This is a genomic window from Pengzhenrongella frigida, from assembly GCF_004168625.1.
Taxonomy (GTDB): Bacteria; Actinomycetota; Actinomycetes; order Actinomycetales; family Cellulomonadaceae; genus Pengzhenrongella; species Pengzhenrongella frigida.
The window spans coordinates 16546-31491 of record NZ_SDWW01000005.1 but is presented as its reverse complement, the minus strand read 5'-3'; the positions used below and the strand labels follow the sequence as shown (position 1 = coordinate 31491).

The window sequence follows — 14946 nt, the reverse complement described above, 5'->3', positions numbered from 1 at the left end:
AACTACCGCGCGCCACCCCGGGCGGGTGTCAGCCGGCGGCGGTCGCCCGCTCGTAGGAGACGAACCGGTAACGCAGTCCGGTGCTCGACGTGTGCCACGCCGGTGCAGGGCCGACGGCGGCGGGCTCGGTCGCCACCACGCGCCAGTGGTCGCCGATCTCGGGTGCGCGGACATCCCCCGCAGCCGGCTCGAGCGTGAGGTCGAGCTCGGTGACCTCGAGCCGGTCGGCCCGGGCGATGGTGGCGGCATAGAGCTGGGCACCGCCGATCACCCAGGCGGTGCCCGGGGTGAGCGCGCCGGCGAGCGCGACGGCCGAGTCGACGTCGGCCGCCACCGCCGCGCCCGCGAAGGTGGCGCCGGCCCGGCGGGTCAGGACGATGTTCGCGCGACCGGGCAGCGGCCGGAACCGCGGCGGCAGGGACTCCCAGGTCGACCGTCCCATGATCACCGGCCGCCCGGTGGTCAGGGCGCGGAAGTGCGCCAGGTCCTCGGGCAGGTGCCACGGCATGCCGCCGTCGCGGCCGATCACCGCACCGCCGCCGTCGGCCGGGCGGGCCTGGGCCCAGATCAGCGCCAGGTGCGGCGCGGTCATACCGCGACCGGGGCCTTGATCGCCGGGTGGTGCCGGTAGTCGCGCATCGTCACGTCCTCGAAGGAGTACTCGAAGATCGACGGGGCCGGCGTCAGCTCGAGCGTCGGGAACGGGTACGGCTCCCGGGAGAGCTGCTCGCGCACCTGGTCGACGTGGTTGTCGTAGATGTGGCAGTCGCCGCCGGTCCAGATGAACTCGCCGACCTCGAGGCCGGTCTGCGCCGCGACCATGTGGGTGAGCAGCGCGTAGCTCGCGATGTTGAACGGCACCCCGAGGAACAGGTCGGCGCTGCGCTGGTAGAGCTGGCAGGACAGCCGGCCGTCCGCGACGTAGAACTGGAAGAACGCGTGACACGGCGCGAGCGCCATCTTCGGGATCTCGGCGACGTTCCAGGCCGAGACGATCATGCGGCGCGAGTCCGGGTCGGTGCGCAGCGTCTCGAGCACCTGGGTGATCTGGTCGACCGGTCCGTCGGGCGTCGGCCACGCGCGCCACTGCGCCCCGTAGACCGGGCCGAGCTCGCCGTCGGGCCCCGCCCACTCGTCCCAGATCTTCACGCCGTGCTCCTGCAGCCACGCGACGTTCGAGTCCCCGCGCAGGAACCAGAGCAGCTCGTACACGATCGACTTCAGGTGCACGCGCTTGGTCGTCACCAGCGGGAACCCCTCGGCCAGGTCGAACCGCATCTGGTGGCCGAACACGCTCCGGGTCCCGGTCCCGGTGCGGTCCGCCTTCGGGGTGCCGTCGGTGAGGACCAGTCGCAGCAGGTCCTCGTACTGGGTCCGCACCGGTCGAGTCATGCCGGTCATCCTAGGTCGTGCGGCTTCGGGCAGCTTCGGGCGGATTCGTGCGGCGCTGGCGGCGCCGGGGGGCAATACTGACGCCTATGTCGACGCCGACCCTGCCCCCCACCGTGGCGGCACACCTCCCGACCGGCCTGCTCATCGACGGGGCCTGGCGCCCCGCGACCGGGGGCGGGACGTTCCCCGTCGGCGATCCCGGCACCGGCGAGATCCTCTTCGACGTGGCCGACGCGACCCCGCAGGACGGGCTCGCGGCCCTCGCGGCGGCCGATGCCGCCCTGCCCGCCTGGCGCGCCGTGGCCCCGCGGGAACGCGGCGAGCTGCTGCGGGCCGTGTTCCAGACCCTGATCGCCCGGATCGACGACTTCGCGGCCCTGGTGACCGCCGAGGGCGGCAAGCCGCTGGCCGAGTCCCGCGCGGAGGTGGTCTACGCCGCGGAGTACGTGCGCTGGTACTCCGAGCAGGCCGTGCGGATCAACGGGCTGACCCGCACCGCGCCGTCGGGTGCCAACCGCCAGCTCGTGCTGCGCCGGCCGGTCGGCCCCGCGCTGCTCATCACGCCGTGGAACTTCCCGATCGCGATGATCACCCGCAAGGTGGCCCCCGCGCTCGCCGCGGGGTGCACCGTCGTGATCAAGCCGGCCGGGCTCACCCCGCTGACGACGGCGCTGTTCGCCGAGGTCGTCCGGGCCGAGCTCGCCGAGCGGGGGCTGCCCACCGGGGTGATCAACGTCGTGCCGACGTCGTCGTCGAGCCGGCTGGTCGAACCGTTGCTGGCCGACTCCCGGCTGCGCAAGCTCTCGTTCACCGGCTCGACCGAGGTCGGCCGCGTGCTGCTGCGCGGCGCGGCCGAGGGCGTGCTGCGCACCTCGATGGAGCTCGGCGGCAACGCGCCGTTCCTCGTGTTCGAGGACGCCGACATCCCCGCCGCGGTCACCGGCGCGGTCGCCGCCAAGATGCGCAACGCCGGTCAGACCTGCGTCGCGGCGAACCGGTTCCTGGTGCACGAGTCGGTCGCGAAGGAGTTCGCGGCGGGGCTGACGGCCGCGTTCGAGGCGCTCGTCGTCGGGCACGGGGCGTCCGTGGGCACCACGGTCGGCCCGCTGATCGAGGAGAAGGCCGTCGACCGGGTCGACCGGTGGGTCACCGAGGCGGTGGACGACGGCGCTCGGGTCACCACGGGTGGCGACCGCCCCCGCCGGGCCGGCTGGTTCTACGAGCCCACGGTGCTCACCGGGGTGAGCCCCGACTCGCGGATCGTGCGTGAGGAGGTCTTCGGGCCGGTCGCACCGATCGTGACGTTCGCCGACGAGGACGAGGCGCTCACCATGGCGAACTCGACCGAGTTCGGGCTGGTCGCCTACGCCTACACGCGCGACATCGGGCGCGCCTTCCGGGTCGCCGAGCAGATCGAGGCCGGGATGCTCGGGCTCAACCGCGGCATGGTCTCCGACGCGAGCGCGCCGTTCGGTGGCGTGAAGTCCTCGGGCCTGGGGCGCGAGGGCGGCGAGGCCGGCATCGAGGAGTACCTCGAGAGCGTGTACGTGGCGCTGTAAGGACGTCTGGACCGCGAGGGGGTCAGGAACGCGGCGACGATAGCCTGACCCGCGTGATCGACGATCCCCGCGCCCGGACCGCCGTCCGGCAGGCCGTGAGCGTGTCCGTGGCGACCGGGCTGTACGGCGTCTCGTTCGGCGCGCTCGCCGTGGCCGCGGGCCTCAGCCTGCCGCAGACGATCGCCCTGAGCGCCCTGATGTTCTCGGGCGGCTCGCAGTTCGCGTTCATCGGTGTCCTCGGCGCGGGCGGCACGCCGCTGGCGGCCGTGGCCACCGCCGGGCTGCTCGGGGCGCGCAACGCGCTCTACGGCGTGCGGGTCGCCCCCCTGCTGGGTGCGACCGGCTGGCGACGCCCGCTCGCGGCCCACCTGACGATCGACGAGTCCACCGCGGTCGGCACGGCGCAGCCGACGCCGCTCGCGAACCGGGCCGGGTTCTGGTGGACCGGGATCGGGGTGTTCGTGGCCTGGAACGCCTGCACGGTGGCCGGGGCCGTGCTCGGCGACGCCCTCGGGGATCCTCGCCGGTACGGGCTCGACGCCGCGGCGCCGGCCGCGTTCCTCGCCCTGGTGTGGCCGCGCCTGGCCGGGCGGACCGCGCAGCTGACCGCGCTGGCGGCCGTCGTCGTCGCCCTCGGGCTGACGCCGATCACGCCCCCGGGGGTCGGCGTGCTCGCGGCCGCCCTCGTGGCGGTCGTGATCGGCTGGACCCGGCCCCAGACGCCCCGGCAGCAGGCCGCCGCCGATCTGCGGGAGGTCTCGTGAGCACCGGGACGATGACCTGGCTCGCCCTCCTGGCAGCCTCGGGCGTGGTCTTCGCCCTCAAGCTGGTCGGCCACCTCGTGCCCGAGCACTGGCTCGCCGACCCGCGGGTCGCTCGCACCGCGTCACTCGTGACCGTCGCGCTGCTCGCGGCGCTCGTGGCGGTGCAGACCCTGACCTCCGGGTACCACGTCGTGCTCGACGCGCGCCTGCCCGCGCTGGTCGTGGCCGCCGTGGCGCTCGCCCTGCGCGCGCCGTTCATCGTCGTGGTGATCGCTGCGGCAGCGACCGCCGCCGGCCTGCGCGCGCTGGGATAGCCTGCCCCCGTGCCCATGCCTCCTTCCCTCGTCCCGGCCCGCTGATGGCCCTGTTCAGCGAGCACGCCGACGTCTCGGTCCGCCCGGCGGTACCCGGTGACGAGGTGTCCATCACCGAGATCCAGCTCGCGGCCTGGCGGTCCGGGCATGCCGACGTGCTCGGATCGGCGGCCCTCGACAGCCTGGACCCGGCGGTCTTCGAGGCGCGCTGGGCGGCCGCGATCCGCACGCCGCCCGGGGCGGGATACCGCGTGCTCGCCGCGTGCGAGGGCGCCACGGTCGTCGGTTTCGCGTCCGTGCGGCCCCTGTCGGCGGACGAGGCGACGCCGCTCGCGGCCCCCGGCGGCGAGCTGCTGGCGCTCGAGGTCGCGGAGCGCTCTCAGCGCACCGGCCACGGCTCGCGGCTCCTCGCGGCCACGGTCGACCTGCTGCGGCAGGACGGTGCGACCTATCTCGTCGCCTGGGTCCTCGACGGCGACTCCGCACGAGCGCAGTTCCTGCGCTCGTCCGGTCTCGGCCCGGACGACACCACCCGGGAGCTCGCTACCGGCCCGACCCCGGACCGCACCGTGTCCGAGCACCGCTGGTCCGCCGAGCTGTAGGTCGCCGAGCGGTACTCGCCGACCTGACGTGCTCAGCCCGCGCGGTGCAGCCCGGCCGCGCGGCGCAGGGCCTCCCGGGCGCGTTTGCGGTCCCCCGCGGCGTCGTACGCAAACGCGAGCCGGTACCAGGCGGCCCAGTCGCCACGGTTCGCCTCGGCCTCGCGCCGGACGTCCTCGAACGCCACCCGCGCGGCGGCCCGGTCGATGCGCCCGCTCGGCGAGCGCGGCAGGTCATCGACCTGGAGCTCGCCCTGCCCTGCGAGCTCGTCCGCCATCCGTTGGCCCGCGACCGCCAGCCGCCACTCGCGCACCACGAACCAGATCGCGATCACGGGGAGCACGAGGAACGCGACCCCGAGCGCCACCCCGACCGGTTCGCCGGTGCGCATCAGCGCGACCGCGCGGGACGCGACGAGGGCCACGTAGAGCCCGAGCAGCCCGGTCAGGGCCATGGCCCCCAGCCGAGGGAGCCAGCGCCGTCGGATCGCGGTCATGGCCGGTCAGCCGAGGTCGAGCAGGTGATCGAGGCCGACCGTCAGGCCCGGCCGACCGCCGACGGCGCGCACCGCGAGGAGCACCCCCGGCATGAAGGAGACCCGGTCGAACGAGTCGTGCCGGATCGTGAACTGCTCCCCCGGGTTGCCGAACAGGATCTCCTCGTGCGCGACCAGCCCCCGCAGACGGACGCTGTGCACGCGCACGCCGTCGACGTCGGCGCCCCGTGCACCCTCCAGGGCGGTGGTGGTCGCGTCGGGGACCGCGCCGAGACCCGCGTCGGCGCGCGCGGCGGCGATCGCGGCGGCGGTGTGCCGAGCAGTGCCCGACGGGGCGTCGACCTTGTCGGGGTGGTGCAGCTCGATGACCTCGGCCGACTCGAAGTACCGGGCGGCGGTCGCGGCGAAGGTCATGGCCAGCACCGCGCCGAGGGCGAAGTTCGGGGCGATCACGACCCCGATCCCCGGCGCGCGGGTCAGGTGCGCGCGCACGCGCTCGAGCGACTCGTCGGTCCACCCGGTCGTGCCCACGACGGCGTGCACGCCCGCATCGATCAGCGCGTGCACGTTCGCCTCGGTCGCCGACGGGACGGTGAAGTCGACCGCCACCTGGGCCCGCAGCGACGGCAGCACCGCGAGCTCGTCGCCGGCATCGAGCGCGGCGACCAGGGTCAGGTCCGGCGCGCCCTCGACGGCGGCGACCACGGTCCGTCCCATCCGCCCGCTCGCCCCGAGCACCACGACCCGGGTGCGGTCGGGGTCCGGCTGGTCGTTCGACAGGCTCTGCGCGCTCACGGCACGAAACCCTAGTCGCCGAACGGGCCGATGCGGACGACCGAGCGTGGGCGGGCGGCCAGGTCCGCCGCGAGGTCGCGCACGTCCTGCACCGTGACCGCCCGGATGAGCTCGAGCGACTCGTCGAGGTTGGTGAGCTCGCCGAAGACCAGCTCCGCCTTGCCGAGCCGGCTCATCCGCGCGCCGGAGTCCTCCATGCCGAGCACGAGGCCGCCTGAGAGCTGCCCGATGCTCCGGGTGAGCTCGCCGGCGGTGATGCCGTCGTTCGCGAGGCGCTCCCACTCCTCCTCGAGCAGCGAGGTCACCTGGTCGACCTTGGCCGGGGCGCACCCGGCGTACAGGCCGAAGATGCCGGTGTCGGCGTGGCCGGACGCGAACGAGTAGGTGGAGTAGGCCAGCCCGCGCTTCTCGCGGATCTCCTGGAACAGCCGCGACGACATGCCGCCGCCGAGCGCCGCGTTGAGGACCGAGAGCGTGTACCGCCGCGGGTCGGTGGCGACCAGCCCGGTGCCACCGATGATCACGTTGGCCTGCTCGGTCGTGCGACGCACCGTGACCTGCGCACCCTGGGTGGGGATGCCCGCGATCGCGTCGGGTGCGTCCACCCCGACGCGCCGGGCGGTCGGGGCCGACGACGACGACGCGTCCCAGCCGCCGTCGGTCAGCGCGCCGAGCACCTGCGCGCACAGCGCGTCGTGGTCGACGCTGCCCGCGGCCGTGACGACGAGCGTGCGGGGGTTGTAGTGCTCGCGGTAGTGCTCCCACACGGCGGCGCGGGGCACGGCCTTGATGGTGTCGGGGGTGCCACCGATGGGCCGGCCGAGCGGGTGCTCCCCCAGCACGGCGGTGGCGAACAGCTCATGCACGACGTCGGACGGGTCGTCGTCGTTCATCGCGAGCTCTTCGAGGATCACGCCACGTTCGGTCTCGAGCTCGTCGGCGTCGAGCCGCGGCGAGCTGACCATGTCCGTGATGACGTCGACCGCCATCGGCAGGTCGTCATCGAGGATCCGGGCGTAGTAGCAGGTGTGCTCTTTGCCGGTCGAGGCGTTGGCCTCGCCGCCGACGGCGTCGAACGCCTCGGCGATGTCCATGGCGGAGCGACGGGTCGTGCCCTTGAACAGCAGGTGCTCGAGGAAGTGGGTCGAGCCGTGGTGGCCGTCGCGCTCGTCGCGCGACCCCACCCCGACCCAGGCACCGACCGTGGCCGAGCGAACGCCCGGCATCAGCTCGGTGAGGACCCGCACCCCGCCGGGCAGGACGGAACGACGCACGATCGCGTCGCCGTCCTGCCCGGCGGTGAGCTCGCTGCCCGGATCACCGGGCGCGACGAGCTCGAATGCGAGTGGCACGTCAGGCGTTGGCGTCGGCCGGGGCCGCGTCGGCCGCGTCCTCGTCCACGACGGCGTGCAGCGAGAGCTTGCCGCGCGGGTCGATCTCACCGATCTCGACCTGGACCTTCTGGCCGATGGACAGCACGTCGTCGACGTTCTCGACGCGCTTGCCGCCCACCAGCTTGCGGATCTGCGAGATGTGCAGCAGTCCGTCCTTGCCCGGGGACAGCGAGATGAAGGCGCCGAACGGCGTCGTCTTGACGACGGTGCCGACGAAACGCTCGCCGATCTCCGGCATCATCGGGTTGGCGATCGCGTTGATCGCCGCCCGGGCGGCCTCCGCCGACGGTCCGTCGGTGGCGCCGATGTAGACCGTGCCGTCGTCCTCGATCGAGATCGTGGCGCCGGTCTCCTCCTGGATCTGGTTGATCATCTTGCCCTTCGGGCCGATGACCTCGCCGATCTTGTCGACGGGGACCTTCACCGAGATGACGCGGGGCGCGAACGGGGACATCTCGTCCGGGACGTCGATGGCCTCGGCCAGGACGTCGAGGATCGCGAGCCGTGCGTCGCGCGCCTGGGTCAGCGCGGCAGCCAGGACCGAGGCCGGGAGGCCGTCGAGCTTGGTGTCGAGCTGGATCGCGGTGATGAAGTCGCGGGTTCCGGCGACCTTGAAGTCCATGTCACCGAACGCGTCCTCGGCGCCGAGGATGTCCGTGAGGGCCGCGTAGCGCGGCTTGCCCTCGAACACGTCGGACACGAGGCCCATCGCGATGCCGGCGACGGGCGCCTTGAGCGGGACACCGGCGTTGAGCAGCGACAGCGTCGAGGCGCAGACCGAGCCCATCGACGTCGAGCCGTTGGAGCCGAGCGCCTCGGAGACCTGGCGGATCGCGTAGGGGAACTCCTCACGCGTGGGCAGCACCGGCATGAGGGCCCGCTCGGCGAGCGCGCCGTGTCCGATCTCGCGACGCTTGGGCGAACCCACGCGACCGGTCTCACCGGTCGAGTACGGCGGGAAGTTGTAGTTGTGCATGTAGCGCTTGCGCGTCTCCGGGGAGAGCGTGTCGAGCTGCTGCTCCATGCGGAGCATGTTCAGCGTGGTGACGCCCAGGATCTGGGTCTCGCCGCGCTCGAACAGCGCCGAACCGTGCACGCGCGGCAGGACCTCGACCTCGGCCGACAGGGTGCGGATGTCCGCGAGCCCGCGGCCGTCCATGCGCACGCCGTCGGTGAGGACGCGGTGACGCACGAGCGCCTTGGTCAGGGCGCGAACCGAGGCCGACAGCTCCTTCTCGCGACCGGCGAACTCGCCGGAGAGCTGCGTGAGCGCCGCAGCCTTGATCTCGTCGAGGCGGTTCTCGCGGTCCTGCTTGTCCGCGATGGTGAGCGCCACGGTGAGGTCGGCCTCGACGACGGCCTTGACGGCCGCGTAGGTGTCGTCCTGGTAGTCGAGGAAGCGCGGGAACTCGCGGACCGGCTTGGCGGCGCGAGCGGCCAGATCGGCCTGCGCGTCGCAGAGCGCCTTGAGGAACGGCTTGGCGGCCTCGAGGCCCTCGGCCACGACGGCCTCGGTCGGCGCGGTGGCGCCTTCGCTGATGAGGTTCCACGAGTCGTTCGTGGCCTCGGCCTCGACCATCATGATCGCGACGTCGTCACCGACGACGCGACCGGCGACGACCATCTCGAAGACGGCCCGCTCCTTCTGGGTGTACTTCGGGAAGGCGACCCACTGGCCGTCGACGAGCGCGATGCGCACGCCGGCGATCGGGCCGGTGAACGGCAGGCCGGAGAGCTGCGTCGACAGCGACGCGGCGTTGATCGCGAGCGTGTCGTACGCGTCGTCGGGGTTGAGTGCCATGACGGTGATGACGACCTGCACCTCGTTGCGCAGGCCCTTGGCGAACGTGGGGCGCAGCGGGCGGTCGATCAGGCGGCAGGCCAGGATCGCCTCGGTGGAGGGGCGGCCCTCGCGGCGGAAGAACGAGCCGGGGATGCGACCCGCGGCGTACATCCGCTCCTCGACGTCGATCGTCAGGGGGAAGAAGTCGAACTGGTCCTTGGGGTACTTGCCGGCCGTCGTGGCCGACAGCAGCATGGTGTCGCCGTCCAGGTACGCGACGGCGGAGCCGGCGGCCTGACGGGCGAGGCGGCCGGTCTCGAAACGCACGGTGCGCGTCCCGAACTTGCCGTTGTCGATGATGGCTTCGCTGAACTCGATCTCGGGACCCTCCATGGGTACCCTCCTCTTTCGTGAAGGCGCCGACAGTCCGCGGCGATCTTCGATCGAGGTCCGCGAAAGCCGTGCCTTCGCGAGCCACTACCGAGGACCTCCACGGGCCGGGACGACGCGTGGTTTCTCCAACTCCGTGTGCGCGGGGCGCGAGGCCCCACACGGGGCCAGCCCGGACCTCGGTGAGGTCCGGGCTGGTGTGGCGTGACTAGCGACGCAGGCCGAGGCGCCCGATGAGGGCGCGGTACCGGTTGATGTCGATGCGCTTGAGGTAGCTGAGCATGCGGCGACGCTTACCCACGATGAGGAGCAGGCCCCGACGGCTGTGGTGGTCGTGCTTGTGCTCCTGGAGGTGCGCGGTCAGGTCGGTGATGCGCTGCGTCATCATCGCGATCTGGACCTCCGGGGATCCGGTGTCGCCCTCGTGCGTGGCGAAATCCGTCATGATGGACTGCTTCTTGGCTGCTTCGAGGGGCACGGCTCTCCTAGTTGTCTCGCTGCGCGGTGCTCTGGGGCATATCCACCCGAGCGCTCTGGGTCCGCGGCCGATCTGACGGCGACCCGATGTTACCAGTCAGTCGGCGGGCCACCCGCATCGGCCAGCAGGTCGCGCGCCCGATCGACGTCTTCGCGCATCTGCACGACGAGCTCGTCGACCGAGTCGAAGCGCAAGGTGGGCCGCAGATGAGCGACGAACTCGAACGCGACCTCCTCGCCGTACAGGTCCAGATCGGTCCGGTCGAGCGCGTAGGCCTCGATCCGCTGCGTGACCCCGTCGAACGTCGGGTTGGTGCCGATCGAGATCGCCGCGGGCAGCACGACGTCGGCCGGGTCGGCCACCGCCCCACCCCCGGCGGGCGGAGCGAGCCGGCGCAGCCAGCCGGCGTAGACGCCGTCGGCCGGGACCATCCCGGCGACCTCGGGGCCGAGGTTCGCCGTCGGGAAGCCGAGCTCGCGCCCGCGGGCGTCGCCGTGCACGACGACGCCGCGCACCCGGTGCGGGCGGCCCAGCACCGTGGCGGCCGCGGTCACCCGGCCCTCGATCAGCAGCTCACGGACCCAGGTCGACGACCAGCGCCGGTGCAGCGGGTCGGCGACATGCCGCAGCCGCTCGTCCTGCGGGGTGTTGCCACGCAGGTCGGAAGGCTCCTGCTCGGCCGCGAGGTCCTCGATGACCTCGACCGTGAACCCGTACCGCTCCCCCAGCTTGGTCATCGTGGTGAGGTCACCGGCATTGCCCCAGCCGAACCGGACGTCGCGCCCGACCACCACGGTCCGCGCACCGAGCGCGTCCACGAGGTACCGGCTGACGAACTCCTCGGGCGTCTGCCGCGCGAAGTCGAGCGTGTAGTGCAGCAGCAGGACGGCGTCGAGGCCGGTGCGCTCGAGCAGCGCGAGCCGGTCGTCGACGCCCGTCAGCAGCGGCGGAGCGGTGTCGGGGTGGTGCACCTGCGCGGGGTGCGGCGAGAACGTGACCGCCACGGCCTGCGCCCCGACGGCGCGCGCGTCGGCGACCATCCGGGTCAGCACGCTGCGGTGCCCGCGATGCACGCCGTCGAAGTTGCCGAGCGTGACAACCGACGGCCCGAATCCCGTGGGGACCTGGGAAAGGTCGGTCCAGCGATGCACGATCACTCCCGGTGTGTGTGGGCGTCCGCTCACGGAGATGGGGCGGAGGCGAGGACAAGACTGCCACGCCCGACGGCGCGGCCCGCTCGCCCGACGTCAGGCGGGTGCGAACACCAGCACCGGACGGGCGTGCGGCCCGCTCGCCTCGAGCAGGGCGACCAGGGTCCCGTCGGGCGCGATGGCGGCCACCGTCTCGCCGACGGGCTGCTCGCCGACGTCGATCCGCTTGCCGTACGACAGCGCCGCGGCCTCCTCGGGGGTGAGATCGCGCACGACGAACGTCGCCCGGGCCGCGTCCGCGAGCGAGAGCACGTCGAGCGGCATGTCCGCCGGGAGGTTCTTGAGCTCGTCGAGCGTGCGGGATCCCGCCAGCCCGTACCCGCCCACCCGGGTCCGGCGCAGCGCCGTGAGGTGCCCGCCGACACCGAGCGCGGTGCCGAGGTCGCGGGCGAGCGCCCGGATGTAGGTGCCCGAGGAGCACACCACGGTCACGTCGACGTCCAGGACGACGATCTCGCCGTCGGGCATCGCGCCGGCGGGCATCGCATCGCCCGGCAGGCTCACCGGGCGCACCTCGTGCACCTCGAACCGGGAGATGGTCACGGGCCGCGCGGCCAGCTCGACCTGCTCGCCGTTGCGGACCCGGGCGTAGGCACGCTGGCCGTCGACCTTGATCGCGCTGACCGAGCTCGGGACCTGCTCGATCGGGCCGGTCAGGACCGCGACGCCGGCGTCGATCGCCGCGCGGGTGACGGCGGACGCGTCGGCGGCGGTGAGCAGCTCGCCCTCCGCATCGTCGGTCGTGGTGGCCACGCCGAGCCGGATGGTGGCGACGTACTCCTTGTCCGCACCGACCACGTAGGTCAGCAGCCGGGTCGCCCGGCCGATGCCGAGCACGAGGACACCGGTGGCCATCGGGTCGAGCGTGCCGGCGTGCCCGACCTTGCGCGTGCCCGCGACCCGGCGCATGCGCGCCACGACGTCGTGGCTCGTCCAGCCGGCGGGCTTGTCGACGACGACCAGACCGTCGGCGGCGGTCGGGCGGCGGGGCGGCCGTTCGCCGGGTGCGGACCGCGGGCGCGACGCCGCGGCGGTCATCGCCCGACCTCCGCGCGCGCACCCGCGAGGGCGACCGGCAGCCCGCTGCCGAACGTGCACACCGTGAGCGCGTCGAGCGCGAGGTCCTCGCCGGCATGCTCGGGCGCACCGACCGCGAGCATGACGTTGATGAGCATCCCGTGGGCCACGAAGACCCGCGCCTCGTCCTCACCCTCGCCGGTGCGCTCCCGGTAGAGGCGGTAGGACTCGCCGAGCGTGTGGCGGGCGAGCCGGCCGATCTCCGGCTCGGAGCCCGCGGCGAACCCGTGCAGCAGGAGCAGCAGCAGGTCACGGTCGGCGAGCAGGCCCACGTAGGCCTCCCCCATCTCGCGCGTGGCCTCGGGCCCGGGCGCGACCGCGGCCAGCGCCTCGAGGACGCGACGGCTCGCCCGCTCGTAGACCTCGGCGAACAGCTGTTGCTTGCCCCCGAACAGGCGCACCACGTACGGCTGGGAGACCCTGGCCGCGCGCGCGACCTGGTCCGTCGTCGTACCGGAGTAGCCCCCCGCGGCGAACACGGTCAGGGCGGCCCGCAGGATCTGCTCCCGGCGCTCCCCTGCGGTCATCCGTCGAACCAGTTCCTCGTTCATCCTTGACATGTTATCAGTCGATGCCTACCGTCGGTCGAGTTAGTAATCATCCGATGCATACAGGAGCTCTCATGACTGTCACCGCACCGACCGACCAGGCACCGCCCCCTCGCCCGACCGCGAGCCCGCGCCGCGCCGTGCCTCTAGCGGTCGCCCTCGCCGCCGCCTCGATCCCGATGTTCATGTCGACGCTCGACAACCTCGTGATGACCAGCGCCCTGCCCGTGATCCAGGCCGACCTGGGCGCGAGCATCGAGCAGCTGCAGTGGATGGTGAACGCCTACACGCTCACGTTCGCCACCCTGATGCTCGCCGCCGCCACGCTCGGTGACCGCTGGGGTCGACGGCGGGTGTTCCTCGGCGGGATCGCCGTGTTCACCCTCGCCTCGATCGGCTCCGCGCTCGCGACCTCGGCCGGGGCCCTCATCGCCGCCCGCGCGATCCAGGGGGTCGGGGGCGCCGCCATCATGCCGCTGTCGCTGACGCTGCTGGCAGCCGCTGTCCCGGCGTCGCGTCGCGCGATGGCGATCGGTGTCTGGGGCGGCGTCTCGGGGCTCGGCGTCGCCCTCGGGCCCGTCATCGGGGGTGCGGTCGTCGACGGCTTCTCGTGGCAGGCGATCTTCTGGCTCAACGTCCCCGTCGCGCTCCTCGCGGTCCCGCTGATCCTGCGCGCCCTGCCCGAGTCCCACGGTCGGCGTCAGCCGCTCGACGTCGTCGGCCTCACCCTGGTCGGGTCGGGCGTGCTGGCGGGAGTCTGGGGAATCGTGCGGGCCAACGAGCTCGGCTGGGGCTCGGCCACCGTGGTCGCGGCGCTCGTCGGCGGGGCGGCGCTGATCGTCGCGTTCGTCGGCTACGAGAGCCGCGCGGTGCACCCGCTCGTACCGCTGCGACTGTTCCGCTCACGCAGCTTCTCGGTGGCCAACATCACCTCGTTGGCCTTCAGCGTCGGCATGTTCGGGGCGGTCTTCCTGCTCGCCCAGTACCTGCAGGTCGTCAACGGCTACACCCCGCTCGAGGCCGGGATCCGGACGCTGCCGTGGACCGCAGCGCCGATGGTCGTCGCCCCGATCGCCGGGCTGCTGGCCCCCCGGGTGGGCGTGCGGGTGCTGCTCGGCACCGGGCTCGCGCTCCAGGCGCTGGGCCTGACCTGGCTCGCGCTCAGCGTCGGGGCCTCGACCCCGTACGTGGATCTCGTGCCCGGGTTCGTCCTGGCGGGCATCGGGATGGGGCTGACCTTCGCGCCGAGCGCCACCGCGGTGCTCTCCGACATGGCTCCCGACGACCACGCGACGGCGAGCTCGACGAACGCCACGATCCGCGAGATCGGCGTCGCGCTGGGCGTCGCCGTCCTGGTCGCCGTCTTCCAGGCCGGCGGCGGCACGCTCACCCCGACCGGCTACGACCAAGGCCTGCGCACCGCGATCCTCACCGGTGCTGCGGTGCTGGCGGTGGGAGCCGTCGCGACCCGCTGGCTCCCCCGGACCACCGGCCGCGCCGCGGTCCGAACCGGCCCGGGGACCCCGATCCCGGCCCGGTCACCGGCCACCGTCTGAGCCACACCGCACCGAAAAGGCCCGAGCGGTGGCGTCCGTTCCTGGACGTCACCGCTCGGGCCTTCGGGGTGGGGCGAGGGGTCAGGCGTCCTCGTCCTCGTCCGACTCGTCGTCGTCGACCGGTGCCTTCTTGTACGGGTCGGCGTCGCCCGCGTACACGGCCCCGGCGGCCAGGGCGGCCACCTCGGCGTCGCGACGTGCGGCCTCGTTCAGGGCGGCGGTCATGTTGGCGGCCGTCTCAGGGACGGCGTCGAGGACGAACTCGAGCGAGGGCGTGAGCCGCACCCCGGTCTGCTTGCCGACCTCGGACCGCATCAACCCCTTGGCGCTCTCGAGCGCGACCGCCGACCCGGCGCGGGCCTCGGCGTCACCCAGGACGGTGTAGAAGACCGAGGCGTGCTGCAGATCGCCGGTGACGCGCACATCGGTCACCGTGACGAATCCGAGCCGCGGGTCCTTGATCCGCGTATCGATCATCTGGGCCACGATCACCTGGATCCGATCCGCGAGCTTGCGCGCGCGTGCGTGATCAGCCATGACTTGTTCTCCTTCTCGTGCCTGCTCAACTCATATCCAACCGAGAGGAAAG

Annotated in this window: 16 protein-coding genes; 5 read left to right on the top strand and 11 right to left on the bottom strand. The window is 73.0% G+C overall.

Annotated features, from left to right (window positions below; genetic code table 11):
• Positions 1-28 precede the first annotated feature (28 nt).
• Together EUA98_RS02940 and EUA98_RS02935 are read right to left on the bottom strand one after the other, a co-directional pair.
• Complete coding sequence (locus EUA98_RS02940; RefSeq protein WP_130101173.1) at positions 29-592, bottom strand: dihydrofolate reductase; 564 nt, start codon at positions 590-592, stop codon at positions 29-31.
• Positions 589-1392, bottom strand: coding sequence for a thymidylate synthase (locus tag EUA98_RS02935; RefSeq protein WP_130101172.1), 804 nt, complete (start codon positions 1390-1392; stop codon positions 589-591). The genes EUA98_RS02940 and EUA98_RS02935 overlap by 4 nt, the downstream gene beginning before the upstream one ends.
• Positions 1393-1478: 86 nt before the next feature.
• Here EUA98_RS02935 and EUA98_RS02930 point away from each other — a divergent pair, with 86 nt between their 5' ends.
• From EUA98_RS02930 to EUA98_RS02915, 4 genes are read left to right on the top strand one after another with little or no spacing between them, the layout of a single operon-like run.
• Positions 1479-2951, top strand: a complete 1473-nt coding sequence (locus EUA98_RS02930) for an NAD-dependent succinate-semialdehyde dehydrogenase (protein WP_130101171.1) — start codon at positions 1479-1481, stop codon at positions 2949-2951.
• Between the two features lie 53 nt (positions 2952-3004).
• Positions 3005-3715, top strand: coding sequence for an AzlC family ABC transporter permease (locus EUA98_RS02925; protein ID WP_434063470.1), 711 nt, complete (start codon positions 3005-3007; stop codon positions 3713-3715).
• 11 nt (positions 3716-3726) lie between these two features.
• Positions 3727-4029 (top strand): AzlD domain-containing protein, encoded by a 303-nt coding sequence (locus EUA98_RS02920; RefSeq protein ID WP_130101261.1) that lies wholly within the window; start codon positions 3727-3729, stop codon positions 4027-4029.
• A 44-nt stretch (positions 4030-4073) separates the two neighbouring features.
• A complete protein-coding gene (locus tag EUA98_RS02915; protein ID WP_130101169.1) occupies positions 4074-4631 on the top strand; it encodes a GNAT family N-acetyltransferase in 558 nt (185 codons plus the stop codon).
• Between the two features lie 32 nt (positions 4632-4663).
• Here EUA98_RS02915 and EUA98_RS02910 read toward each other — a convergent pair whose 3' ends face one another.
• The 8 genes from EUA98_RS02910 to EUA98_RS02875 all read right to left on the bottom strand — a co-directional run bounded on the left by EUA98_RS02910 (position 4664) and on the right by EUA98_RS02875 (position 12804).
• The gene (locus tag EUA98_RS02910) at positions 4664-5125 is read right to left on the bottom strand and encodes a hypothetical protein (protein ID WP_130101168.1); all 462 of its coding nucleotides are present in this window, start codon (positions 5123-5125) and stop codon (positions 4664-4666) included.
• Between the two features lie 6 nt (positions 5126-5131).
• Positions 5132-5920, bottom strand: a complete 789-nt coding sequence (gene dapB, locus EUA98_RS02905) for a 4-hydroxy-tetrahydrodipicolinate reductase (RefSeq protein ID WP_255424261.1) — start codon at positions 5918-5920, stop codon at positions 5132-5134.
• Between the two features lie 11 nt (positions 5921-5931).
• Positions 5932-7272 carry a M16 family metallopeptidase gene (locus EUA98_RS02900; protein WP_130101167.1) on the bottom strand — a complete coding sequence of 447 codons (1341 nt, stop codon included), beginning with the start codon at positions 7270-7272 and terminating at the stop codon, positions 5932-5934.
• A 1-nt stretch (position 7273) separates the two neighbouring features.
• Complete coding sequence (locus EUA98_RS02895) at positions 7274-9490, bottom strand: polyribonucleotide nucleotidyltransferase (RefSeq protein WP_130101166.1); 2217 nt, start codon at positions 9488-9490, stop codon at positions 7274-7276.
• A gap of 205 nt (positions 9491-9695) precedes the next feature.
• Positions 9696-9965: a 30S ribosomal protein S15 gene (gene rpsO / locus EUA98_RS02890; protein WP_130101165.1), complete on the bottom strand. Its 270-nt coding sequence runs from the start codon at positions 9963-9965 to the stop codon at positions 9696-9698.
• Between the two features lie 89 nt (positions 9966-10054).
• Positions 10055-11116, bottom strand: coding sequence for a bifunctional riboflavin kinase/FAD synthetase (locus tag EUA98_RS02885; protein WP_130101164.1), 1062 nt, complete (start codon positions 11114-11116; stop codon positions 10055-10057).
• A 96-nt stretch (positions 11117-11212) separates the two neighbouring features.
• On the bottom strand, positions 11213-12214 hold the full coding sequence (truB, locus tag EUA98_RS02880; protein ID WP_130101163.1) for a tRNA pseudouridine(55) synthase TruB: 1002 nt from the start codon (positions 12212-12214) through the stop codon (positions 11213-11215).
• Positions 12211-12804 carry a TetR/AcrR family transcriptional regulator gene (locus EUA98_RS02875; protein WP_242511235.1) on the bottom strand — a complete coding sequence of 198 codons (594 nt, stop codon included), beginning with the start codon at positions 12802-12804 and terminating at the stop codon, positions 12211-12213. Before EUA98_RS02875 ends, truB begins: the two co-directional genes overlap by 4 nt.
• A 71-nt stretch (positions 12805-12875) precedes the next feature.
• Between EUA98_RS02875 and EUA98_RS02870 the strand changes: the two genes are divergently transcribed.
• Entirely contained in the window at positions 12876-14357 is a 1482-nt protein-coding gene (locus EUA98_RS02870) for a DHA2 family efflux MFS transporter permease subunit (RefSeq protein WP_130101162.1), read from the top strand.
• Positions 14358-14438: 81 nt separating this feature from the next.
• Here EUA98_RS02870 and rbfA read toward each other — a convergent pair whose 3' ends face one another.
• Positions 14439-14894 carry a 30S ribosome-binding factor RbfA gene (gene rbfA / locus EUA98_RS02865; RefSeq protein WP_130101161.1) on the bottom strand — a complete coding sequence of 152 codons (456 nt, stop codon included), beginning with the start codon at positions 14892-14894 and terminating at the stop codon, positions 14439-14441.
• Positions 14895-14946: the final 52 nt, after the last annotated feature.